The organism is Poseidonibacter lekithochrous, assembly GCF_013283835.1.
GTDB classification, from domain to species: Bacteria; Campylobacterota; Campylobacteria; order Campylobacterales; family Arcobacteraceae; genus Poseidonibacter; species Poseidonibacter lekithochrous.
In genome coordinates this window covers 543,599-568,113 of the sequence record NZ_CP054052.1, presented here as the reverse complement: position 1 = coordinate 568,113, position 24,515 = coordinate 543,599, and the positions used below count along the sequence as shown (strand labels likewise).

Sequence of the window (24,515 nt, the reverse complement as noted above, 5' to 3'; positions counted from 1 at the left end):
ATGAGACTATTTTTTGCATTATTAGTATCAGTTGGTATTTGTATAGGATTATTTTTTGGTATGCACTTAATGACTAGTAGTAATGCTAGTAATATTACTGAATCGAGTAAGAATAGACCTTTAGTATATTTACGAGAAAAAAATGATTCAAATATTGAAAGAAAAAAAAGAGTTAAACCAAAAGAACCAGTGAAAAAACCACCAGTGAAAAAGATTAAAATAGTTAAAACTAATTTAACTCCAAAAGTGAATCAAAATGTAAAAATCAAACCCTTTAAAGCATTGGCAAAAAATATTGATATTTCTGCAATTTCATCACTAAGTGGAGCACAGGTTGAAATGGGTGGATTATTAGATGCAAACTCTTTAAGAGCCCTAAAAAAAGTTAATCCTAAATACCCAAGACGTGCAAAAATGAAGAAGCAAGCAGGTTCTGTTCAATTGGCATTTGATATTGATAAAGAAGGTTTAGTTTCAAATGTAAAAATATTAGATTCTAATCCAAAAGGCGTATTTGAAAAAAGCTCAATAAGAGCTATAAAGAAATGGAAATTCAAACCAAATGAGTTTGAGAGAACAGCAAGTATTACATTTAATTTTAGGTTGGCAAGATGAGAAAAATTCTATTAGTTTGTTTAATAATTGCAAGTTTTTTAAATGCAAAAACTACAATTTCACAAAGTACATATAAAAAACTTCAAAAAGTTCAGACATATATTGATAAAAAAGAGTATACAAAAGCATTAAATATATTAAATCCTATTATAAACTCTGATTTAAATGATATGAGTAAGTCCTATGCATATCAATCTTTAGCAAATATTTATATAGCTAAAGATCAATATAAAAAAGTGTCAAAATATTATGAAAATATACTTTCATTAAAGGCATTAAAACAAGAAGACTTAGAGAAAATAAAATTCTCTTTATCTCAAATATATTTATCACAATCTTTATATTCAAAAAGTATTAAGTATTCAAAAGAGCTATTAAATAGTAAGGTTATAAAAAAATCTACTTTAATAGAAAATATTGCATTAGCTTATTATTACGCAGAAAAATATAAAAGTTCTATCCCTTATATTAAACAAGTGATTACTCAAAAAAAGAGTAATGAATCTTGGCATAGAATGCTTTATTCATCATATATCGAACTAAAAGATTACAATGAAGCAATAGGAACATTAAAGTATTTAGTTAAAAGATATTCTCAAAAAGAAGAGTATTGGATGCAATTAATATCTATTTATCAAACTACAAAAAGATATAAAAAATCTTTAGCTACTTTGGAATTAGCATATAAAAAAGATGTGGTAAGTAAGAAAAAAAATATCATGTATTTTGTAAATATTTTACTTCAAAATAATTTATATAATAAAGCTGGTTTACTTATGAAAGATTCAATTACAAAACATATTATAGAGAATAATAAAAAGAATTTTAATATCTTAATTTCTTGTTTTCTAAATGCTAAGAACTATAAAGAATCTATACCAAAATTAACAAAATCTATTTATGCTAAAACAGATAAATATAAACTGATTTTAGGAAATATTTATTTCAATAATAGTGATTATAAAAATGCAATCACTGTTTTAAAAAACTATAAATTTACAAAGAACACAAGATATGATGGACAAAGATACACTATCTTAGCCTTAAGTTCTTTCGAGTTAGAAAATAAAAAACAAACTATCAAATATCTAAAAAAAGCTGCTTCTAATAAATATGAAAAAAGAAGAGCAAAAAACTTAGCAAATGATTTAGGTTATAAAATCTAAATTATTTGTATAAAAACTTTTACTAAGTATATGATTTTACAATTAGTAACCTCATATACGTACTAAGAGTTTTTTCACATGTTCAAGTAAACCTATCAAAGTAATTTTGCAAGTTACTTTCTTAGGTTTACTATCCTAAATCAAAACATTTTTTCATTCTGCTTGTCATGACTAATGATTATAATATTAATTATCTATATTACTATAGTTATAATAGCAAAAACGTAAGGATTATAATGACATTAGATGAAATACAAACAAATAAAGTTGCCATTATAAAAGAAATAAATGCACAAGGAATGCTACTTCAAAAACTATATGATATGGGATTTATTGAAGGTAATAAAATTAAAATGATTAGAAAATCTCCATTAAGTGATCCAATTGAAGTTGAAGTATTAGCTTATCATATAAGTTTGCGAATACAAGAAGCAAAAAGTATTAAGGTTACTTATGAATAATATACAAGTAGCTCTTGTAGGTCAGCCAAACTGTGGTAAATCTACAATATTTAATATGCTAACTAATATAAAACAACATATTGCAAATTATCCAGGTGTTACTATTGATAAAAAAAGTGGTTCTTTTAATTACAAGGAATCAAAAATTGAAGTTATTGATCTTCCAGGAACATACTCTTTTTCATCATACTCAGTGGAAGAGAAAATCACAAGAGATTATATATTAAATAAAGATACAGATATTATAATTAATACTGTTGATGCTTCTAATTTAAGAAGAAATCTATATCTTACAATGCAACTTTTAGATATGCATAAACCAATGATAATTGCATTTAATATGATTGATGTTGCAAAACAAAATGGTTTAGAATTTGACTTAAAAAAATTACAAAAACTAACAAATGCAAAAATTATTGAAACAGTTGCATCTAAAAAACAAGGTTTAGATGAAATAAAAGAATCAATTGTAGAAGTTAAAAAAAGTCAACTTTCACATATATCAAATGCTCTACATTATAAAGAATTACAAAAATATATTGATTTAATAAAAGAATTAATTGATAATAAGAGTTTAACTTTATCAAAACACTATATAAGTGTAAAACTTTTTGAAAATGATGCTCAAATAATAGAATATCTTAAACAAAACTCTAACAATGCAAAACAAATTTTAGATTATTTAGAGAAATTAAAAGAAGAGTTCAAAGAAAAATTCAATATTTCATGTGAACAGTATATTGTAAAAACAAGATATGAAAAAGCTGATGAATTTCTAAAAGCATGTAGCATAAATACTAAAAAAAATGAAAGAACTTTTAGTGATAAAATTGATTCAATTGTTTTAAATAAATACTTAGCCCTTCCAATACTAGCTTCAATTATTTTTACTTTATACCAATTATCAATTGTTTATGGATATGAACTTACAACTATTACATGGCCAATACTGTCTTGGCTAAAAACTACTGTTGTTTCATTTTTCCCACAAGAGAATATTGATTCTATTCCCTATATAACCCAGTTTGCTATTTGGATGATGAATAGTGTAAATGCCTTACTAAACTATCTTCCTATATTTTTTATATTGTTCTTTTTATTAGCAATACTTGAAGATGTAGGTTATATGCCAAGAATGGCCTTTATTTTAGATAGATTATTTGTCAAGTTTGGACTTCATGGAGAATCAACTCTACCTTTAGTATTAAGTGGTATTTTTGCAGGAGGTTGCGCAGTTCCTGGAGTTATGGCGACAAAAGGAATGAATGATAAAAAAGCCCAAATGGCTACTATGCTTACAATTCCACTTATGAATTGTCTTGCTAAAATTCCATTCTTTACATTAATTTTAGCCGCTTTTTTCCAAGCAGATATGGCATTAATGATGTTTTTAATATCTACTGTTACTATTTTTGTAGCACTCTCTGTCTCAAAGGTATTAACTCTTACCGTACTTAAAGCACACGAAACAACTCCTTTTATTATGGAATTGCCTTCATATCATATTCCAACTCTTCGAGGTATTTTTATCAAAGTATTTGATAAGATTTGGTTATACCTAAAAAAGATTGTAACTATTGTAGCAGCTGTTGCTGTAGTCTTATTTGTCTTAATTCAGTTTCCGGGAATCTCAAAAGAGAAAAAAGAAGAATTAGATAATAAATCAAAAAATATGCAAAGTATTTTTTATAAAAAAATACAAACAAATAAATACTATTCACACTTAGATGAAAAAGACGAATTAAAAGCTTTTATTAATTTCTATAATACATACAGAAGTAAACGTATGAATACAACAAGTAAAGAAAAAGCAAAAGAAATTGATTCTAAATATAAAGATATAAATCCTTATTTCTTTTTATTCACAAAACCAAAAAGAGACAAAGAAGCCAAAAAGATAAATAGAGCTTTTAAGAAATTACTAAAAACTAGAAAAGCATTATTTAGAGAGACAAAAGATGAAAAAGTTGAAAACTCTGCTTTAGGTTCTATGGGTAAATTTTTCGTACCCCTAACTCAATATGCAGGTTTTGATTGGAAAATCAATGTTGCATTTTTAAGTTCATTTGCCGCAAGGGAGAGTTCTGTAGCAACTATTGGAGCTTTATATGAAAGTAATAAAGAAGATCCAAGAAGTAGCTCAATTGCAAGTTCAAGCTCATATACACCACTTGGTGCAGTTGCAATTATCATTTTCATGGCATTAACGCCTCCATGTATTGCAACAATGATTATGATAAAGGTACAAACAAACTCTTATAAATGGATGTTTTTTGCTTTATCTTATCCTATGGTTTTAGGTTTATTGTCTGCAATATTTATCTTTCAAGTTGGTTCATTTTTGAATCTTTCAGGGGTAGAAGCAATGGTTTATTTCTACATTTTTGTATTAAGTATTACCATGCTTTTATCTTTAATCCCAAATTACAAAAAGGAAAATTATGTTTAAAAAAATTTTATTAGTTAGTGCTTTATTAGTAAGTAGTGCAAGTGCACATACAGCCGTTATGACTTGTTTTGATAATGGTGATGGAACAATTACTTGTGAAGGTGGTTTCTCAGATGGTGCTAGTGGTAGTGGTGTAGCTATGTATATAAAACAAAATGATAAAAAAGTATCAGAAGGTCTTATGAATGAAGACAGTGAATTTACATTTACAAAACCACAGGGAGAATATAATGTAAATTTTGATGCAGGAAAAGGCCATCTTGTTAGCATTAAAGGTCAGGACATAGTAGAGTAATGAATACTGAAGAATTAATCTTTACACTTATTATTTTTGCACTTGCAGTATTTTATATCTATAAATCTTTATTTAAAAAGAATTCTTGTGGTGGTTCATGCGGATGTGGTTCTAATAATAAGAACAATAAAAAAATATAAAGGATTTTAATGAAAAAACTACTATTAGTTTCAATTTTATTTTTAATTACAACAAATACTTATGCTCACTTTCAAATGTTATATACTCCAAATTTAGCATTAGAAAAAGGTAAATATATTCAAATAAGACAGGTATTTACTCACCCATTTGAAGATAAATATACTTTAAATATGGGAAAACAACATGACTCAAATGAGTTTTTAGAAGTAGAAGAATTTTATGTGATTAATAAAAAGAAAAAAACTGATTTAAAAAGTACTTTAAAAGCTATTCAATTTAAAGGAAATGTAAATTCAGGACATGCTTATGAGAGTAAATATAAAGCAAGAAAAATGGGTGATCACATTATGATTTTAAAAGCCGCTCCTTTTTATGAAGAGAATCAAGATATTTATATTCAACAAATTGTCAAAACAATAATCAATGTAGCAGCAGCTCCTACAAACTGGTCTGATGATTTAAAACTTGAAGCTGAGATTGTACCTTTAGTTAAACCCTACGCTATTTGGGAAGGAAGTAATTTTGCAGGTATTGTAAAAGCTCAAGGAAAAGCAGTGCCTTATGCAAATGTTGATATCACTTACTTAAATAGAGATGTAGATATTAATAATAACTCTATGGGAAAAGACAAAATTAAAGCTCCAAATAAAGTCTTCATAACTCTTTCACTAAAAGCAAACAAAAATGGAGAATTTAACTTCACTATTCCTAAAGCTGGATTTTGGGCTTTCTCTGCTCAAGATTTAAATAAAGGTAAAACTTTTAAAGGCAAAAAACTAAAACAAGATGCCCTAATTTGGGTAGAAGCAAAACCTATTATAGAAATAAACTAGACAAGAAAACTCTTTCTTGTCATGTTCAAAATTTGTTAAGAACAATTTCAATAACACTTAATTATAATAATCAAAATCATTAAAAGGTCTTAATAGTGTTTACAACTAATATATATAAACAACTTTCAACACCTGAGGAAAGTGGGAAAAAAATAGGCCTATTTAGAGTTTTATCTTCTATTTTTGGTGGCTTAATAGCTGCATATCTAGGAATGACTCTTTTAGTATTTATAATCCCAGGAACTGCGGGGGAATCTATAATAATACCTTTGATGTTTAATACTTTAATTTGGGCTTGCTTTGCATTATGGATTGTAGTAGCTCCTACTAAACTAAAAGCACTTTTACGTTTTTTACTTCCCTCATTAATTTTTTCTATTTTTTTACTAATTTTATTTTAAAGAACTAACTTATGTCTACAAACGATTCAAAACTTTTTAAACAACGATTACAAAGAATTCATGTATCTACTGGAATTACTTTTTCACTTTTAATGTATATTGCAGTATTTTTCGGTGTCTTTGCAATTATGCTTCCATATATTCAAGTATGGGAAAAACCATCAAGACACTTTCAAGCTGCTGATATTACTAAAATAAATTATTCTGCAATGATTGATCCAGTTATATCAGATCCAGATTATCCAAGAAATAATATTATTATTACTCTTCCTGGATTTAGAAATGATCCCACATTAAAAATCTCTCATAGATTTATGGAACCAAGTGTATTTGATCCAAGAAGTGAGCTAAAACTTGACCATGAAGGGGAGAGATCAAAACTTGCTAAATTTTTAAATGGAATGCATTATGGTAGACCACTAGAAAATATTGGTTATACAATATTTGGTTTTATGGCTGTTGCTGTTATGTTTTTAATTATTGGGGGATTAATTTTAGTTAATACTCTAAAATATAAAAACAAAGGTAAAAATCAACAAAGTAAATTTTCTAAATATCATAGAAAGATATTCACATGGGTTTTCCCTCCTTTTATAATAATCACATTAACAGGAGCTTTAATGTGTATAGGTTATACAGGTTCAGGACCTATGACCTATATAGCAAGTAAGGGTGAAACACATGTGATTCAAAAGATTACAAATCCAATTTTACTTCCAAAAGATGTAGAGATTCAAAAGAAAAATGACACAGTAAAAATGCTTCCTATTAGTGAGCTAATAAAAAAAGCACAAGAGATAAATCCAGATGTTACTCTTGAAAAACTAATACTTATTAACTGGAAAGATTCAAGTGCTAGGGTTAAACTAGAAGGATATAATCCTTATTATCCATTTTTAAACGGTATTTATAATAGCCCTACTCTTACTTTAAATGCAGTAAATGGAAATATCATATCTAATGTAAAAGTTATGGATAGACACTGGAATGTATTAGTTTCTGATGCCACTTATTTTTTACATCTTTTATTTGGAGTAGATATATTTACTAGATTATTTATAGCCCTAATTATGCTTTCTTCTTGTTTTGCAATAGGAGCTGGCGTAATGTTATGGTTAGAAAAAAAGGCAAAAAAATACGAAGGAAAAATTCCCTTTTATCACTGGATGGGAAAACTCTCACTTACTATTATGATAGGTGTAATTCCAGCAACTGCTTTATTATTCAATTTACAATGGCTATTGCCAATGAATTTAGAAGATAGAGTTATTTGGCAACAAGGTGCATTTTTTAATATGTGGCTTCTTACTTTACTTTGGTCTTTTTATAGAATTAACTCTTATCAAGCAGCAAAAGAGTTTTTATTTTTAGGGGGTGTGTTATTTTTATCTGCTCCAGTTATACATGGAGTTGTAATGAAACTAACTCCCCTAGACTTATACCAAGGGAACATGAATATCATACTAAATGTTGATATTGCTTTATTTATTTTTGCTTGTTTACTACTTTTTGTTTCTTTTAAACTACCAAAAAATAGAGAAGAAGCAAAACTATTTTGGAATAAAAAAACTACAAAGGCTCAATTATGAATAAAAGAATTTTAATATCTTTTATATTTTTACTATCTTTACAGCAAGTTATCTTTGCTCATTCATTACTTTTGAATGTATTTGATAATGAAGATAATACTATTACAGTAGAAGGTGTATTTAATACAGGAGAAGTAGCTACAGGAGCACAAGTTAGGCTTGAAGCTTTAGCGAATGGTATGCTTTTATATAAAGAACGTTTACCAACAGAGAGTGAATTAACAATAGACATTCCAAAGGAATCATATCAAATAGTATTAGATGGTGGTCCAGGACATCAAATAATAGAAGTGGGTCCTAGTCCAAAAGGTGGTTTTACAAAAGTGGGAAGTCAAAATAAAGAAGTTAAATTATCAGAGCCAAGAGAAGGATCTAAACAACTAAGCCTAGCTTTAATTGTAAGTATTGCTTTAGCTTTTGTACTTTTATTTATCACTATTTTAGTTAATATAAAAAATACTAATTTGCTAATGAAAGAGTTACAAAAAGTAAGATAACCCTACTCTTCGATATTAAACTTATAACCTGTTTTTGATAGATTTTTTACAATATTAATTGGAAGTTTTTTTCTAAGACTTCTAACTAATGTTCGTAAAGAACTATCAGTCATAATATTGTCTATCCATACCTCATCTTGAATTTGATCATACCTTACTACATTCGGTTTATTTTTATATAATAAGTGTAAAAAGTCTGCTTCATACTTAGTAAGTATTATTGTTTTATCTTCATATATTAATTGACTATTTAATATATCAAACTTGAAATTCTCACAAAAAGTAATTAATTCACTTTTCTCTTCATATATCTCTTTTGCACACTCAAGTAATATAGGATAAAAAGTTTCATGGTCAATTGGTTTTATTAAATATTTTACTAAGCCTAAATCAATTGCATCAAAAAGATACTCTTTAGTAGAATAAGCACTTAAAACTATAAACTTAGTTTTTTTATCTTTTTTCCTAATAGTTCTAATCATATCTAAACCATTCATATCATTAATTTCAATATCACTTATAACAATATCTGGTTTTTTATTTTCAATGATCTCTAAAGCTTCTTTTACAGTGCTTGCTTCATAAACCGTTGTAAATAATCTTTTTAAATAATAGACTTGATTTTCTCTAATTAAATCTTCATCTTCAATGCAAAGGATTTTACTATTTCTATATTTTTCTTCTAACATTTGTAAATTATACTCTTTTTTTATTTAAATACAATTTTGAGAATCATTTTTATTATGCTCACTTTTTTCTCATTTTTTTTTATTATACTTACATTATGTCGAATCCAGAAATTACAACAATACAAATAAAAAATGCAAAAGTTAATAGTCAGAATATAAATAAAATATGTTTATGCTTTAGTAATGATTTCACAGCCATTCAAACAGCCAAAGAATCAGGATATAGTAGACAAACAATAAACCACTACTATAAGCTATTTAGGAATAAAATAGATGAAGATAATATACTATTAGACTATAAAGTAATAAAAGATATTTTAAAGCAAAACTATATTGAAATCAAACATATTAATATTTATAATCACAATATATTTTATACAGAAAGCAGTGAAGGTATCTTCATTTTAAATGAACAATCAGCTTTACCTATTAATTTATCTATCTATTTAGATGAAAATATAAAAGATAGTCTTATTCAACATAAAAAAGCTAATAGTGTTCGTATTTTATATAATAAAGATTCTGATTCATACATAACTTCTGGCTACTTTAAATCAGATAATCATTTTGAATGTTTTATTCATAATAGACTGAGAAAATTTAGAGGAATTAATAAAAACAATTTCTATTTACATCTTAAAGAATCAATATTTAGATACAACTATAATACAGAGAATATTTATAAAAATATACTAAATAGCTTTTCTTAATAGCTTTATTTATACCTCTATTGAAAAACAAGCACCTTGTTTTTCATTATGTACTTTTATCTCTCCATTAAAGTGTGATTGTATTATAAGTTGAGACATGTAAAGCCCTATTCCTGAACCTCTTTTTTTAGTACTATAATATGATTCAAAGACTCTATTTAAATTCTCTTCTTTAACTCCTCCTGCATTATCAATAACTTTTAATATTGATTTATTAGCTACTAGTTCAATACTTATATATATTTTTGGGTTTTTGATTTTTCTGTTTATTAGAACATCAACACTATTTGTTAAAAAGTTTAATACAACTTGTGCATATTCATTCTCATAACCTTTAATTTCACACTCACTTTTAAGATCTAATTCTATTTCTATCTTTTTCTTTTTTAAAGTTGATGAGATTATATTTATTGCTAGATTACAGGCATTTGATACTAAAAAGTTTTGTTTCTCTTTTTCTACTTCATAAAAACTACTAAAGTCATCAATGGTTTTGGACATAAACTTTATTTGAGTATTTGATTCTTTTATCTTTTTTACAAAGAATTCTTTTTCAAACTCATTTTGTTCACTAGACATCTCTAAATTCATATTTATATAGCCTAAATGCATCAAAGGTTGTCTCCATTGGTGAGCTATATTATTTATCATCTCTCCCATAGAAGCTAATTTACTTTTATGCATAAGCATTTTTTCTTGTTCATGTTGTTTTTTTACTAAATCTTGCAACATGAAAGCTAAGGCAAAACTGAAAATCAAAGACTCAAAAGGAGCTGCTATATGAATAGTATAAATACCACTTAAAGGTATAAACTCATACTCATAAGCAAATACAAAACAGAAAAGTACAAACCAACCTAAAGTATAAAATGTAGCGTTCTTATTTCCTTTTAGTATAGATACAAAACCTGCAATACTTGTTACTAAAAAAGATACATAAAAATAGATATACTCATAAAGAATAGAAAAGTCAAAAACTAATATTGCTAAAATATCAGCTAAATTTAGAAAAACAAAAAGATTTAATATATTGTTTATAAATGGCATTTGTTTTTTACTATCTAAAATCTCTTTTGTAAAAAGAAATGTAAAAAGAAAGGCTGATGTTTCAAAGATATCAATTAAAGCTTGAGGAAAAGTTTCAGGATAGGGCTTAAAACTAAAATACACGAAGCCTATTAACGATAATAAAACAAACATTTGCATAATTGAGTAATATAAAAAACACCTTCTTCTAGTAGAAAAGTATATTAGTAAATAGTATATAAAAGCAGAAAAGATAATTCCATAAGCTAATCCATATAGAATACCTTCAAAAGGAAGAACATTTTTATATTCAAAACTAGAGATTACATTAAATCTAAACTTTGCTCTATTCTCTTTTTCATATGAATATTTAAAATATAAATCAGATGGAGTACTTGAATCCAATTTGATAATCATCATATGATCTTCTATTTTGTATTTAGCATTAGTATATACTAAGGACTTCATATCTGCAATTACTGTTAGATAATAGACCTTTTCTTCTAAACTCTTTTTATTAATTCCCATTTTAATAGTAAAGTCTTTTAACTTCTTTTTTTTATACTCTTCATATGTTATGTTTTTATAATCATCTCCATTTTCTGAGATTACAAAAGCATCTATATTGTTATATTTGTCCACATTGGAAGCATTTATTGTTGTTAGTAAAAGTATAAAAAAAAGAAGTATATATTTCATTAGGGTATTTTTCTTTGTGAGTTATTTTGTAGTACGTATTATATAATATTAATTATCAAAATTATTATAAAGTAAAGTAGAATTTTCTACTTTACTTATTTATTCTTTAAAATGTGTATTTTAAAGTTGCAGTAATTTTTCTTGGATCCCCATAAGTCATACCATTACCCCCAATACCTTCATAATATTTCTTATCAAAAAGGTTACTTATATTTAATTGTAAGTTTGTATTTTTATTTATACTATATCCAGCCATTGCATTTGCAATAGTATAAGCTTTTTGCTCAATTCTAGATGTGTCATCACCTGTATGGAATTTACTTTTATATTGTAATCCACCACCAAGTGTTAAATCTTTCATTCTATATCTTGTAAATACATTAGCAGTTGTTCTTGATGCTTGAGTATTAAACTGTTTTCCCTTTGCATCTTGTGCATAGAAGTTTGCAATACCAAAGTTCATACTTAAATTATCAGTGATTTTACCAGCAACATCAATTTCAAATCCTTTACTTGTAACACCTTCAGCTGATTTATAAGCATCATCCTTAGGATTCGTTGAAACTTTTTTACTTCCATCTTTTTCACCTACTTTATCTTGTTCAATTCTAAATAGAGATAAAGATGTATTTAAAGCACCTTCAAAATATTCACCCTTAACACCTACTTCGTAACTATTACCTTCTATTGGGTCTAAATATTTTCCAGATACATCTTGTTTATTTTGAGGATTGAAAATACTTGTATAACTTGTATATACAGAGTGATTTTCATCAAGATCATATACTAAACCAAGATATGGTGTTAATTGATTATCAAACTTTCTTGTAGCTTTTGCAGAATCTGTACTTGAATATTCCCAAGCTGATAACCTAGCTCCTATAATAAGTTTTAATTTTTCACTTAATGATAATTTATTTGCTAGATAAATAGCTTTTTGTTCCGTTTGTTCTGGTTTAACACTATAAGGAGTATCCGCAGAAGATGGAGCTGTCAATGGTAAATTTATATTATAAAAATTTGTAATTGTTCTATAGTTACGATTTCCACCAACATATCTTCCTTCATATTTCTTTGTTTTAGACCTATTAAAAGAACCACCAACTACAACTTCTTGAGTTAAATTTGCTACTTCAAATGGTATATTTACACTTAAATCAAAGTTATCTTCTTTTATTTCTCTATCTGCTTCAAAAGATAATGCACTTAATCCACTTCCATCTGTAGTATTTAATTTACCAGCTACATATAATAGAGCCATTTCATCATTTATTTGTGTATGTGAATATGCAGCATTTAAAGTTACATCATTAAAAAGAGTTTGATCTAGGTTTGCAAAAACAGATTTTATTTCACTATTCCATTTAGTCCAATCTTCTGAACCAATTTTTGATCTATCTAAATCAATTCTATTATTACTAGTATCAAAAGCAGGTAATCCACCCCATCTAGTTCCAGTTCTATCAAGTTTTTGATATGAAGCACCAAGTGAGATAGTTGTACTATCACTTAAATCAGCATCAACTACCCCATAAAATAAATTATTCGTTTTTTCGTATCCATCCATATAAGAGTCTTCATCTTCATGTTTAAGAATAACTCTTGCTCTTACACTTCCACTTTCATTTAATTTTGAACCAACATCAGCACTTAAACCATAAGCATTCCAAGAACTAACCTTAGCATTTAATTCACCTTTTAATTCCTTACTAGTTGCTCTTTTTCTAACTAGGTTTATACTAATACCCGGATTACCAGCACCAGTTGTTAAACCATTTGCTCCTCTTACAATCTCAACTCTTTCAAAAGTAGATAAATCAATATCTCTTTCATTATGAGTACTATATGAAGGCATACCATCAACTTTATAATAATCTAAGTCAAATCCTCTAGCACTAGCTTTTAGTCTCTCATCCCATTTATCTAATGATACACCTGTTACATGAGCAAGTAAACTTTGATAAGATGTAATACCCTTATCTTCTAACTCTTGTGCTGTAAATACTGAAACCGATTGAGGAGTATGTCTAATTGATAAATCTAATTTTGTTGAAGAACCCATTGATTCAACAGTATATGAACCAGTTTTTTCTAAATTAGTAGAAACTACATCAACATTTCCTAATGATTCACTTTTTTTAATATCATCTGCAACTAAATTTACTTGCAATAACATTGCAGTAAATAACGATAAACTTAAAATCTTTTTTCCATTCATTTTTTCATTTTCCTTGTATTGATAATTATTATTACAATTGTTTAATGGAATTATTTCTAAGATTATCTTAATTGAACATCTAAAAAAAAAGTTCATGACAAGAAAATATTTAAATAGTATTTTTAGCCCTTTTTTAGCCCTAGTTCTCTTATATAATTTTTTTATGGGAAAAGAAGAAATACTAAGCTATTTAAAATATGCAAAAATTCAAAATGAAACATTAAAAAAAATTTGTTACTATTTTGTAGAAGATTATACTGCTATACAAACTGCTCAAGAGCTCAATTTAAGCAGACAAACCATAAATAACTACTATAAAATCATTAGAACATTAATACTTTTTAAACAAGAAGAACTAGTATCTTTTATGAGTGAAAACAGACTTTGTAATGATAGTTTTTCAATTAAATATATAAAACTTGGAAAAAATATTTCTTATTTTATAGAATGTAATAAAAAAGTGTTTGTAATTGATTCTAAGGAAAACTTTTTACCAAAGATAAATGAATTTATAGAAGAAGAGTTAGAAGAATCTTTATTAAACAATAAACGAACAAACTGTGCAAAAGTGCTATTTAATCATAAAGAAAAAAACTATATGATTACAAAAGTATATAAAAGTTCAAATTTGATGCAAGAATTTATAGATAAAAGAGTTAAAAAATTTAGAGGCGTAAATAAACAAAATCTTCAACTTCATATAAAAGAGTCTCAATTTAGATATAACTATTCAACAGATTATATTTATGAAACCCTTTTAAGTATGCTAAACCTCAACAACAAAACAAGCACCATTTGAGTTATTTTTAACATTTATATTACCTTTTAAATGTGATTCAACTATGGTTTTAGACATATAAAGACCTATTCCACTACTTTTATCTTTAGTTGTAAAATATGGTTCAAATATTTTATCAATAATTTCATTTTTAATTCCACCTGCATTATCATTAACACTCAATACTGTTCTATTATTCTCTAATTCTAATTTAACTTCAATTTTTGGGTTTTCTATTTTTCTTGATAATAATACATCTTTTGCATTAGTAAGAAAGTTCAAAATCACTTGGGAATACTCATTTTCATAAGCTTTTATTTTCTTATCCTCTTCAATTCTAAAGTTTATATTTATATTTGAAAAATCTAAAGATGGTTTAATAATATCAATTGCACTTTGTATTGCAGCACTTACATAAAAAAACTCTTTCTCTTTTCTTGGTTGATAAAAGTTCTTAAAATTATCAATGGTTGCTGACATAAAATCAATTTGATTATTTGACTCATTTAGTTTATCTAATAAATATTTTTCTTTTAAGTCATTATCTTCTTGTGCCATTTGAAGATCCATATTTATAAATGAAAGATGAGATAAAGGCTGTCGCCATTGATGAGCTATATTATTTATCATCTCACCCATTGACGCTAATTTACTTTGATGAACTAAGATTTTTTCTTTCTCTTTTTTTTCATCAACTGTTTGTTTTAGTTTATAACCAAGGGCAAAACTTAAAATTAATGACTCTAAAGGAAAACCAATATGAACAATATATAACATATCAATTCCTACTAATTCATATTCAGAAATAAATAGACTAATAAATAAAACCATCCACCCTAAAAAGTAGAATATTGCAGTTTTTTGTCCATTAATCAAAGCAATTACCCCAGAGAATACCAAAATAAATACAATAATTGATCTTGGCATAAAACCATAAAGAATTGATTCTTTAAATATAAAAATAGCAATCAGGTCTACAACATGAATATAAACTAGAAAGTTTAATAGTTTATTCATTTGTTTCATACTTTTTCGTGTATTTAAAATCTCTTTTGAGAACAATATAGTTAGTAACATACAAAGGGTTTCAAAGAAATCTATTATAATTTGTTGAATATCAGATATAAAAGTTTGATTACTTAACATAGTTATGTAAAACAGAACAAAGAGCAAAGATATTTGCATTAGTGAGTAATAAAAAAATGACCTCTGTAGAGTATAAAGAAAAATCACAAAGTTATATAAAAAAGCACAAAATATTATTCCATAAGCAATTCCAAAAAGTACACCTTCATACTTAACAATATTTTTATATTCAAACTCATTTAATGTAAATAGTCTAAAATTTAAGTTCTTAGCTTCTTCATATTCAAATTTAAGATTAATACTTGAAGCAGTATTTTTATCTAGTTTAAAAATGATTGTGTCAAAGTTAACTTCATACGCAATATTTGAATAAATTAACTTATTCACATCACATGTTACTTTCACATAATAAGTTCTATCTTCCAATATCTTTTTATTAATATTTAGTTTAATAGTAGCTGTTTTAAATAAATCATTTTCTAAATCAAAAGAGCGATAAGATTTAAATTCTTGATTATTCTGAGATAATAAGATATCAAGATATAATTCTCTTTTTATAGTTCCAGCATTTATAAAAGAGTAGAAAAAAATAAGTAATAAAAGTAATCTCATTATAAACTACTAATCTTATAACCAACTCTTGCTATATTGTTTAGTGTATCCTTTGGAAGTTTTCGTCTTAAGTTTCTAACTAAAGATCTTATAGCATCATCACTCATAACAGAGTCATACCATATTTTATTTTCAATCTCTACATAAGTAACTACTCTATTGTTATTCACACATAAAAGTTCTAGAAAATCTAATTCGTTTTTAGTAAGTTTTATTATCTTATTGTCATTTACTAGTGTTTTATTAAAGGTATCAAAAAGACAAGTATCTGTAAGGTATTTTATATTTGATTTTTTTTCTTTAAGATTATTAGAGCATTGAAGTAATACAGGAAGCATTTTATCATGACGTATTGGTTTTACTAAGTATTTTACTAAACCTAACTCTACAGCTTCTAAAAGGTATCTAGTATCCGTAAAAGCAGTAAGTATGATTATTTGTACCTTCTCATCAAATTGTCTTATCTTTTTTACAAGCTCTAATCCCGACATTTTTGGCATCTTTATATCTGTAATTATAATATGTGGTTTTTCTTCTTTTATAATTTCCCATGCATTAAATGCATCTTTAGCTTCATAAACAGTATCAAATAATCTTTGAAAATAGCTAATTGCGTTCTTTCGTATATTTTCATCATCTTCAACATATAGTATTTTAATATTTTTAAATTCTTCTTTTCCCATGGAAGTATTATACTAATTAAAATATTAATTTTAATAATTATTCTCATTAAAGCCGAAAACTCTGTTTTTTCTAGCCTTTTTGTACATTAACTTTTAGTTAATAAACTATTAGAAAATAAACTTTTCATATTAACTTTTCCTCCAAATCCCCCTATTCTGTTTACTATTTGTTAATTTTTCTCTAGATATCTTTATTTATTGATATATATCATTTTTTTTAGTTTTGATTTAGACTAAAATTTTTCCATAGTTCTTGTATTGACAAAAGAGGAGTGAATCTATGGAACCAGTTTTAATTATAAGACCAGAAATTGCACTTGAAGATTTCTTACCTATATTTTTATCATCTTCATTTGTATTATTATTTGGACTGTTTTATGTAGCGATATATACGCTAGTAAAAATGGAAAAACTAAAAAGTATCTATATGCCATTTGCATATATATTTTGGTGTTTACAAACATATTGTATGTACTTTGTTGCAACAAAGATTCAAAGTAATGAGTTTACGATAAAAGCATTAATGGTAACTATGGTTTGCTATTTAATTCTACCACATCTATATTACTTCTTAAATCTTCGTTCTGAACAAAGATATGAGCAATAAAAAGAAGGAGGAACAAGTGTCAAAAAAAGTTGTTTCAGTATGGACGAGTATTCCTTTTTGGAGAAGATCAGCTGCGTGGGTAACTGGTTTTGCTGCAATTTTATTAATTTGGTTAACGTTTGATTCGTTAGGTCAAATTAAGATGGGAACAGATGCCGATCTTAAAAATGGTATTACTAAAAGAGTACCAGGTCCAACAGTAATTAATTATAAGATTACTTACGAAATGGATAAAAGAAGAGGTCATGAGGTGCCAGTTATTGGTGAAAAAGAAGAATTCTTTGGTAGAGATGATTGGTCAGAAGAAGAAGCAAGAGAGTTATTACACTTAGGTAAACTAGGTTCTCAAGCTAAAAACTGTATGAACTGTCACACGTTACTTGGAAATGGTGCTTATTATGCTCCAGATTTAACTAAAGCATGGTTAGATCCAGCATGGGGACCAAATGGGCCATACTTAGGTATGACTAATTCTAAAACAAAAGAAGAGGCAATGTCTAAGTTTTTACAACACCCTTCTCAGTATCCTACTCATGAAAGAATGATGCCTAATTTAGGTATTACAGAGAAAGAAGCAATGGGATTAGTTGCATTCTTAAAACACATGTCATCTATTGATACTAATGGTTTCCCAAGAAACTTCGGAAGAATGTCAACTGATGGTGTAACAGGAGCAATTCATGGCAAATAATTTAAAATTTGAATCTCAAAAATTAGCTATTAACTACTTTACAGTAGCAGCTATTTTATTCGGTGCACAATTATTAATGGGTCTTATTGCGGCAACTCAATTCTTATACCCAAGCTTCCTTTTTGAAATCTTCGATTTCTCAGTAGCAAGAATGGTACATATTAATGCCTTAGTTGTATGGATGTTATATGCAATGATCGGTTCTGTTTACTACTTACTACCTGAAGAAACTGGTATTGAGACTGTAGGTATCAAATTTGGTAAGATTGCTTTCTATATATTAACTGCTGCTGTTACAGTTGTTGTTTTAGTATATATTATCGTACAAGTTGGACCTGCTGCTGAATCTACTATTTGGTTAATTAACGAAGGTAGAGAATATATTGAAGCTCCAAGATGGGCTGATATTGGTATTGTTGTTGTAGTACTTGTATTTGTATTTAACCTTTTTGCTACGGCAATGAAAGGTAATCAAACTGGTGTTATAACTGTTCTTATGGCAGATGTTCTTGCTCTTGCAGGTTTATACCTTGCTGGTATGTTCTTCACAGATAATATTTCTATGGATCAATACTGGTGGTGGTGGGTAATTCACTTATGGGTTGAAGCTACATGGGAAGTATTCGTTGGTTGTTTAGCAGCATACGGATTAATGAAAATGATTGGTGCTAGAAGAGAAGTAGTTGAAATGTGGCTATGGATTGAAGTATCAATGTTATTTGGATCTGGTATCTTAGGTATGGGTCACCATTACTTCTGGATCGGTACTCCTGAGTACTGGTGGGAAATCGGTGCTTTATTCTCTGCATTAGAACCTGTTCCATTAGTAGCAATGTTCGTACACGTTATTTATGACTGGGGAAAAGAAACTGGTCTTAAAGAAGGTGAAAAAGTAGAAAAAACAATGAACAACTCACCAGCGTTTGCTTGGTTCGTTGCAAATGCGTTTGGTAACTTCTTAGGTGCAGGTATTTGGGGATTCTTCCATACTTTCCCTCAAGTAAATATCTATACACATGGTACACAGTTCACTTCAGCTCACGGTCACTTAGCGTTCTTTGGGGCTTATGCAACTATCTTAATTGGTATGTTCTATATGGGTGTTCAAGGGAAAAATGGTATCAAAGTTATGAAAGCAACGTTTGATTCTAAAATGGCAATTACATTATTATGTATTGGTGTTATGGGTATGACTGTTTCATTAACTGTTGCAGGATACGGACAAGTTCTTGTTGAACGTGCACAAATGGGTGCAACTTGGGAAGCATACTTTGTATCTCAAGATATGGTTTGGTTCGTTCAAGGTCTTGGATGGAGATTAGCAACTGGTATCGTTACATTAATTGGTTTTGTATATTTAGTTAAAGATTTATTAACTACTTCTAAAAAATCAATACACGAAAGATAAGGAGATATTATGTTTGAGCCAATGACAGATTTGGTACCTAGTTTTTTTGCAACATTAAACCAAGGTCCATTAACATTGACACTGTTTCTTCATACATTTATTGTACTTCCAATGTTTTGGATTTACAAATCTGAAAAGAAAAGATTAGAAGAAGAAGCAGAAGATTAAAAAGATGAGGGGATACGTGGTCCCCTCATTAAGAAATAAGTTTAAAAGAAAACTCGCCGAGAGTATAGCCAACTTTAAGTAAAAAAGCTAATTTCTTGGCCACAGATTATTTATTTATATATTCAAATGTAGGAGAATATTATGAAAATGGGAAAAGTTTTAAGTTTAGCAGCGTGTTCAGTATTAACAGCAGGTTCTTTATATGCAGGTACATCAAATATGGATTTTCCAGAAGTATATGAAAAAGAGTGTCAAGGATGTCATGGACCAATTCACCAAGGTGGAGTTGGATCAGATTTAAGACCAAAAGCTTTAAAGAAAATGGAAAGACATGTACTAAGAGATGCTATCTTAGCTGGTGTTTCTAATACAGCAATGCCTCAATGGGATCACATGTTCTCAAAAGATGATGCAGATGGTATGGTTGACTGGTTAATGGACTGGAAAGATAATACAAACTACAAGTTAGACTTTGATCAAATCCATGGAACTTGGACTAAATTAGCAGACAGAGAAGCTCTTGCTAAGAAATATCCAAAAGCTGTAGATACAAAATCTGTTTTAGATATTACATTCGCAACTGAAAGAGATGCATCACTAGTTGACTTCATCGATTCAACAAACGGAAAAGTATTATCAAGACATAAAGCAGGTTTCGCAGTACACGTAACTGTAACAAATAAGAAAAATCCTAGATATGCTTACTCTATCTCTAGATCAGGTAGATTAACAATGTTTGATATTGCAGCACCAGGTCAACCTGCGTTAGCTTCAGTACAAGTAGGATTTGAATCTAGAGGACTTGCAGTATCTCCAGATGGTAAATATGTAATTGCTGGTAACTACACTCCAGGTGGAGCAGTATTAGTTGACGCTATGACATTAGAGCCATTAAAAGCGTATGATACTTCAGCCGTAATTAACATGCAAGGTCAAATTGAAGCTTCAAGAGTTGCATCTTTAGCTGATACACCTTATGGTCCTTACTTTGCAATGGCATTAAAAGATGCTGGTAGAGTATACATTATTGATTACTCTAAACCTGATTTCCCAATTGTTGGAGATGTTCCAAATATTGGTGAAGTACTTCATGATGCATTCTTAAATGAAGATGAAGGTAAAGATTTCGGTAGATACTATATGATTGCTTCACAAGGTAGTGATGTAATGGGTATCGTTGATTACAAAGAGAAAAATTTAGCAGCAAAAGTTTATACAGGTAAAAAATCTAAGCCACATCCAGGTCAAGGTTCTTCTTGGTATAACAAAAAAATGGGTAAACAGCTACATGCAACAGTTACTATGAACCAAGGTTCTGTAGTAGTTTGGGATTCAAGCTGGGAAATTGTTAAGAAAATTAAAACTTCTGGTGGTGGATTATTCATCGGAACTGCACATGATACACCATACTTATGGGCAGATACAGTACTTGGGAAACCAGCTACTTATAATGAAGTTTACTTAATTAACAAAGAAACTCTAGAAACTGATAAAATTGTAAAAGTTGGTAAGAAAGAAGGTCAATTAATTGACGCTAAAACTAAAAAAGTATTACAAACTTGGGATGCTACTCAGTACAAAACTGTAACATTCCCAGAATCTAAACCAAAAATTGGTAGAGATAAAGTTGTTGAATATACTTCTAAGTTAGGTGATAAAGTTAAAAATCCTGTTCAACCAAGATTATTACATGCAGAGCCAGCAAATCACGGTAAATGGACTATGATTTCTGAGTGGACTACTGGAAGAATTGGTATTTACGATTCTGTAAGTGGTAAATTTATTAAATATATTAATAACTTAACTACTCCAACATTCACATACTCTGTTGAACACAGACAACACATTCCTGGTGCTTAATTAGGAAATTAAATATCCATCCTCTCGGATGGGTATTTTTTTATTCATGCATAAAATACTTCTAATACTAATCATACTTTATTCATCACTCTTATCTGAAAATATAAAATGGCATAGTTCATATGCAAAAGCTTTAAGTATTGCACATAAAGAACAAAAGAATCTTATGATTTTTATAGCTTCTAGTAAAACTAAAACATCAAATATTATATTAGGAAAGTATTTTAAAAATGAAAAGTATAATAAGTTTTTAAATGAGAATTTTGTTAATGTATTAATTACAGTAGAGTATAAAACTTCTTATCCAATTGAACTGTTTTATACAAATGTATTTCCAAGTATATTTTTTGCATCATATAAAGATGAGTCTTTTCTAACTCACCCTATTTATGGTTTAAAAAATCAAGAAGATTTTTTAAACACTTTATATTCTTTAGGCTATAAATAATATAAACCTGCACCTACAATAAGTGATAAAACAATTGTAAGTACAACAGTTGAAATATTGTACATTCTATCACTAATCTCAAATTTTGTTTCACAGAACTCAACTATTTTCATAGATGGATAAACCATAAAAATTAATAGAACTGATGAAAAAACTAAAGTAAGTACTATTTCCATAATTCTTATTCCTTTATATATTCTTCTAGTTTAAATTCGTCCCATAAAGATTGGGCTTTCATATTGCCATTGTCTTTTGCTTTTTTAATATAAAAAGCTGCTTTTTCTAAATCTTTTTTTACACCTTGTGCTGAAAGATACATAAAACCTAAATTGATTTGAGCTTTAGTATTTCCTAAATCCGAAGACTTTTCATACCAAGATATTGCTTCTTTATTATTCATAGGTAATGCTAAACCAACAGTATTCATATAACCTAAAATATATGAGGCTTCTGAGTTACCTAATAAAGCAGATTCAGTATATAAAGCAACTGCTCTTTTATAATCTTTTTGCACTAAAAAACCTTGCATATAGTTATTGGCTAATTGTACCATTGCATTAGTATTTTTTGAATCAACTGCTTTTTTAAGCCAGCTAAGAGATTCATCATTATTCTTGACAACCCCTTCCCCATTATTATACATTATTGATAAATTATGAGCTGCTTGTGAGTTCCCATTATCCGCACTCTTCAAGAAGTATTCATGTGCTTTTTTGAACTCATGTTTTTTATAAGACTCTAGTCCTAAATCATAATTATTAGCAAATAATAATGAAGCACAAGTTATTGAAAATAATATCTTTTTCATAATTGTCCTTTACACAAATATATCAATAATTTTATCCAAATTAATATTTTTTTTATTGATGAGCATCAAGTATAAAATTTTCCATTTATGTTACTATTATTTACACTAAACATAAGGGGTACTCAATGAGTATTTTCTATAGAACAACTCTGTTATTAGTATTTTCTCTCTCTTTATCAAATGCCTCAAATATAAGTGGGGAAAAAGTATTTACTGATTATTGTTGGGGATGTCATCACCAAACTTCTGTTGCGTTTGGACCATCATTTGAAGAAATTGCTAATAAGCGAACAATCGGGGAAATCCAAGGGCATATTATTGCTCCAAAATCTACATATAAACAACTAGGTCATAAAAGATCTGTAATGCCAAGTTTTAAAGATAAATTATCTCAAGATGAATTAACTGCAATTACTAAATTTATTATGTCTTATAAATCTAAAAAGGATAAATAAATGTTTAGATTATCTAACTTAATAAAATCTACATTAGAAGATCAAAAATCAAGAACTCTAAATGGTTCAATTATGATTTGGAATTTTACAAATCGCTGTAATTTATTGTGTCACCACTGTTATAGTAAAGCTGATGCAAATGAAAAAGACACATTAACTTATGAAGAGATTGAAGCTACTATTTCAAGACTTAAAGCTGGTGGAGTTAACTTTGTAATTTTCTCAGGAGGAGAACCTCTTTTAAGAAAAGATATTTTTGATATTGCTGAGTGTATGAAAAAACATAATATCATCACGTATCTTTCTACAAATGGTATTTATGTTGCGCCAAAGAATGTTGATAGGATTATTGATACATTTAATTATATTGGAATTTCAATTGATGGTATTGAAGAAATTCATGATCAATTTAGAGGACAAAAAGGTTCTTATCAAAAATCAATTGATGCAATTAAACTTATTCAAGCTCATGGTGGAAATGCAGGAATTAGATTTACAATTACTAAAGAGACTGAAGAGAGTTTTTATAAGATGTTTGATTTAGTTGAAGAGCTAAATGTTGATAAATTATATCTATCTCATCTTGTTTATTCTGGACGTGGAAAAGAGAATCTAGATATTGATATTTCAAAAGAGAAAAGAAGAGAGTTTGTTGATTATATAATCAATAAAGCCTTTGAATATTACAAAGATGGTAAAAATATTGACCTAGTTACAGGAAATATGGAAATGGATGCCATTATGTTACTTGAAAGATTCAAAAAAGATTACCCTCAAAAAGTAGAACTATTAGAGCAAAAACTTAAAGCTTGGGGTGGTAACTCAGCTGGAAATAGACTTGGAAATATGGATTGGGCAGGAAATGTAAAACCAGATCCTTTCTTCCCATTTACTATAGGAAATTATCTTGAAACTCCTTTTGATCAAATCTGGAAATCTCAAGAAAATGAAATATTAAATAAATTAAGACAATCACCTAGACAAATCAAAGGTAAATGTGCATCATGTGATTACATTGATATTTGTAATGGTGGTTCAAGAGCTAGAGCATATGCAATTACTGGTGACTTATGGCAAGAAGATCCTTCTTGTTATTTAACAAATGAAGAGATGAGGAGATAA

At 27.9% G+C, this 24,515-nt stretch carries 27 protein-coding genes; 20 read left to right on the top strand and 7 right to left on the bottom strand.

Annotated features, from left to right (window positions below):
• From ALEK_RS02765 to ALEK_RS02720, 10 genes are all read left to right on the top strand, one after another.
• Positions 1 to 615: an energy transducer TonB gene (locus tag ALEK_RS02765; protein ID WP_071626341.1), complete on the top strand. Its 615-nt coding sequence runs from the start codon at positions 1 to 3 to the stop codon at positions 613 to 615.
• Positions 612 to 1,781 (top strand): tetratricopeptide repeat protein, encoded by a 1,170-nt coding sequence (locus ALEK_RS02760; protein WP_071626342.1) that lies wholly within the window; start codon positions 612 to 614, stop codon positions 1,779 to 1,781. The genes ALEK_RS02765 and ALEK_RS02760 overlap by 4 nt, the downstream gene beginning before the upstream one ends.
• Positions 1,782 to 2,017: 236 nt before the next feature.
• Positions 2,018 to 2,242, top strand: a complete 225-nt coding sequence (locus tag ALEK_RS02755; protein WP_071626343.1) for a FeoA family protein — start codon at positions 2,018 to 2,020, stop codon at positions 2,240 to 2,242.
• Positions 2,235 to 4,691, top strand: a complete 2,457-nt coding sequence (gene feoB / locus ALEK_RS02750) for a ferrous iron transport protein B (RefSeq protein ID WP_071626344.1) — start codon at positions 2,235 to 2,237, stop codon at positions 4,689 to 4,691. Before ALEK_RS02755 ends, feoB begins: the two co-directional genes overlap by 8 nt.
• The gene (locus ALEK_RS02745) at positions 4,684 to 4,986 is read left to right on the top strand and encodes a hypothetical protein (protein WP_071626345.1); all 303 of its coding nucleotides are present in this window, start codon (positions 4,684 to 4,686) and stop codon (positions 4,984 to 4,986) included. Before feoB ends, ALEK_RS02745 begins: the two co-directional genes overlap by 8 nt.
• Positions 4,986 to 5,126, top strand: coding sequence for a FeoB-associated Cys-rich membrane protein (locus tag ALEK_RS02740; RefSeq protein ID WP_083574613.1), 141 nt, complete (start codon positions 4,986 to 4,988; stop codon positions 5,124 to 5,126). Before ALEK_RS02745 ends, ALEK_RS02740 begins: the two co-directional genes overlap by 1 nt.
• 9 nt (positions 5,127 to 5,135) lie before the next feature.
• A complete protein-coding gene (locus ALEK_RS02735) occupies positions 5,136 to 5,960 on the top strand; it encodes a DUF4198 domain-containing protein (protein WP_071626346.1) in 825 nt (274 codons plus the stop codon).
• 95 nt (positions 5,961 to 6,055) lie between these two features.
• Positions 6,056 to 6,361, top strand: a complete 306-nt coding sequence (locus tag ALEK_RS02730; protein WP_071626347.1) for a hypothetical protein — start codon at positions 6,056 to 6,058, stop codon at positions 6,359 to 6,361.
• 11 nt (positions 6,362 to 6,372) lie between these two features.
• Positions 6,373 to 7,950 carry a PepSY-associated TM helix domain-containing protein gene (locus tag ALEK_RS02725; RefSeq protein WP_071626348.1) on the top strand — a complete coding sequence of 526 codons (1,578 nt, stop codon included), beginning with the start codon at positions 6,373 to 6,375 and terminating at the stop codon, positions 7,948 to 7,950.
• Positions 7,947 to 8,447: a hypothetical protein gene (locus tag ALEK_RS02720; protein ID WP_071626349.1), complete on the top strand. Its 501-nt coding sequence runs from the start codon at positions 7,947 to 7,949 to the stop codon at positions 8,445 to 8,447. Before ALEK_RS02725 ends, ALEK_RS02720 begins: the two co-directional genes overlap by 4 nt.
• Before the next feature lie 2 nt (positions 8,448 to 8,449).
• Here the strand turns inward: ALEK_RS02720 and ALEK_RS02715 are convergent, their stop codons facing one another.
• Positions 8,450 to 9,136: a response regulator transcription factor gene (locus ALEK_RS02715; RefSeq protein ID WP_071626350.1), complete on the bottom strand. Its 687-nt coding sequence runs from the start codon at positions 9,134 to 9,136 to the stop codon at positions 8,450 to 8,452.
• Between the two features lie 95 nt (positions 9,137 to 9,231).
• Here ALEK_RS02715 and ALEK_RS02710 point away from each other — a divergent pair, with 95 nt between their 5' ends.
• Positions 9,232 to 9,846 carry a hypothetical protein gene (locus tag ALEK_RS02710; RefSeq protein ID WP_071626351.1) on the top strand — a complete coding sequence of 205 codons (615 nt, stop codon included), beginning with the start codon at positions 9,232 to 9,234 and terminating at the stop codon, positions 9,844 to 9,846.
• A 9-nt stretch (positions 9,847 to 9,855) separates the two neighbouring features.
• On the opposite strand, the gene ALEK_RS02705 is transcribed toward ALEK_RS02710, so the two are convergent.
• Both ALEK_RS02705 and ALEK_RS02700 read right to left on the bottom strand, forming a co-directional pair.
• Positions 9,856 to 11,571: a sensor histidine kinase gene (locus tag ALEK_RS02705; RefSeq protein ID WP_071626352.1), complete on the bottom strand. Its 1,716-nt coding sequence runs from the start codon at positions 11,569 to 11,571 to the stop codon at positions 9,856 to 9,858.
• A gap of 106 nt (positions 11,572 to 11,677) precedes the next feature.
• A complete protein-coding gene (locus tag ALEK_RS02700; protein ID WP_071626353.1) occupies positions 11,678 to 13,789 on the bottom strand; it encodes a TonB-dependent siderophore receptor in 2,112 nt (703 codons plus the stop codon).
• Positions 13,790 to 13,952: 163 nt separating this feature from the next.
• On the opposite strand from ALEK_RS02700, the gene ALEK_RS02695 reads away from it, so the two are divergent.
• A complete protein-coding gene (locus ALEK_RS02695) occupies positions 13,953 to 14,588 on the top strand; it encodes a hypothetical protein (RefSeq protein WP_164072429.1) in 636 nt (211 codons plus the stop codon).
• On the opposite strand, the gene ALEK_RS02690 is transcribed toward ALEK_RS02695, so the two are convergent.
• Complete coding sequence (locus ALEK_RS02690; RefSeq protein ID WP_071626355.1) at positions 14,556 to 16,265, bottom strand: sensor histidine kinase; 1,710 nt, start codon at positions 16,263 to 16,265, stop codon at positions 14,556 to 14,558. The genes ALEK_RS02695 and ALEK_RS02690 overlap by 33 nt on opposite strands.
• Entirely contained in the window at positions 16,265 to 16,948 is a 684-nt protein-coding gene (locus ALEK_RS02685; RefSeq protein ID WP_071626356.1) for a response regulator transcription factor, read from the bottom strand. The genes ALEK_RS02690 and ALEK_RS02685 overlap by 1 nt, the downstream gene beginning before the upstream one ends.
• A 280-nt stretch (positions 16,949 to 17,228) precedes the next feature.
• Between ALEK_RS02685 and ALEK_RS02680 the strand changes: the two genes are divergently transcribed.
• The 6 genes from ALEK_RS02680 to ALEK_RS02655 all read left to right on the top strand — a co-directional run bounded on the left by ALEK_RS02680 (position 17,229) and on the right by ALEK_RS02655 (position 22,130).
• On the top strand, positions 17,229 to 17,555 hold the full coding sequence (locus ALEK_RS02680) for a hypothetical protein (protein WP_071626357.1): 327 nt from the start codon (positions 17,229 to 17,231) through the stop codon (positions 17,553 to 17,555).
• Between the two features lie 16 nt (positions 17,556 to 17,571).
• The gene (locus ALEK_RS02675) at positions 17,572 to 18,246 is read left to right on the top strand and encodes a c-type cytochrome (protein ID WP_228146269.1); all 675 of its coding nucleotides are present in this window, start codon (positions 17,572 to 17,574) and stop codon (positions 18,244 to 18,246) included.
• On the top strand, positions 18,236 to 19,654 hold the full coding sequence (locus ALEK_RS02670; RefSeq protein ID WP_071626359.1) for a cbb3-type cytochrome c oxidase subunit I: 1,419 nt from the start codon (positions 18,236 to 18,238) through the stop codon (positions 19,652 to 19,654). Before ALEK_RS02675 ends, ALEK_RS02670 begins: the two co-directional genes overlap by 11 nt.
• Positions 19,655 to 19,663: 9 nt before the next feature.
• Entirely contained in the window at positions 19,664 to 19,822 is a 159-nt protein-coding gene (locus ALEK_RS02665) for a hypothetical protein (protein ID WP_164072430.1), read from the top strand.
• 141 nt (positions 19,823 to 19,963) lie between these two features.
• Entirely contained in the window at positions 19,964 to 21,682 is a 1,719-nt protein-coding gene (locus tag ALEK_RS02660; protein ID WP_071626360.1) for a nitrite reductase, read from the top strand.
• A gap of 46 nt (positions 21,683 to 21,728) precedes the next feature.
• The gene (locus tag ALEK_RS02655; protein ID WP_164072431.1) at positions 21,729 to 22,130 is read left to right on the top strand and encodes a YyaL domain-containing protein; all 402 of its coding nucleotides are present in this window, start codon (positions 21,729 to 21,731) and stop codon (positions 22,128 to 22,130) included.
• On the opposite strand, the gene ALEK_RS02650 is transcribed toward ALEK_RS02655, so the two are convergent.
• Positions 22,121 to 22,306, bottom strand: coding sequence for a hypothetical protein (locus ALEK_RS02650; RefSeq protein WP_071626362.1), 186 nt, complete (start codon positions 22,304 to 22,306; stop codon positions 22,121 to 22,123). The two genes, ALEK_RS02655 and ALEK_RS02650, sit on opposite strands and share 10 nt — an antisense overlap.
• Before the next feature lie 5 nt (positions 22,307 to 22,311).
• Positions 22,312 to 22,938, bottom strand: a complete 627-nt coding sequence (locus ALEK_RS02645; RefSeq protein ID WP_071626363.1) for a tetratricopeptide repeat protein — start codon at positions 22,936 to 22,938, stop codon at positions 22,312 to 22,314.
• 125 nt (positions 22,939 to 23,063) lie between these two features.
• Between ALEK_RS02645 and ALEK_RS02640 the strand changes: the two genes are divergently transcribed.
• Together ALEK_RS02640 and ALEK_RS02635 are read left to right on the top strand one after the other, a co-directional pair.
• On the top strand, positions 23,064 to 23,393 hold the full coding sequence (locus ALEK_RS02640; RefSeq protein WP_071626364.1) for a c-type cytochrome: 330 nt from the start codon (positions 23,064 to 23,066) through the stop codon (positions 23,391 to 23,393).
• Complete coding sequence (locus tag ALEK_RS02635; protein ID WP_071626365.1) at positions 23,394 to 24,515, top strand: radical SAM/SPASM domain-containing protein; 1,122 nt, start codon at positions 23,394 to 23,396, stop codon at positions 24,513 to 24,515.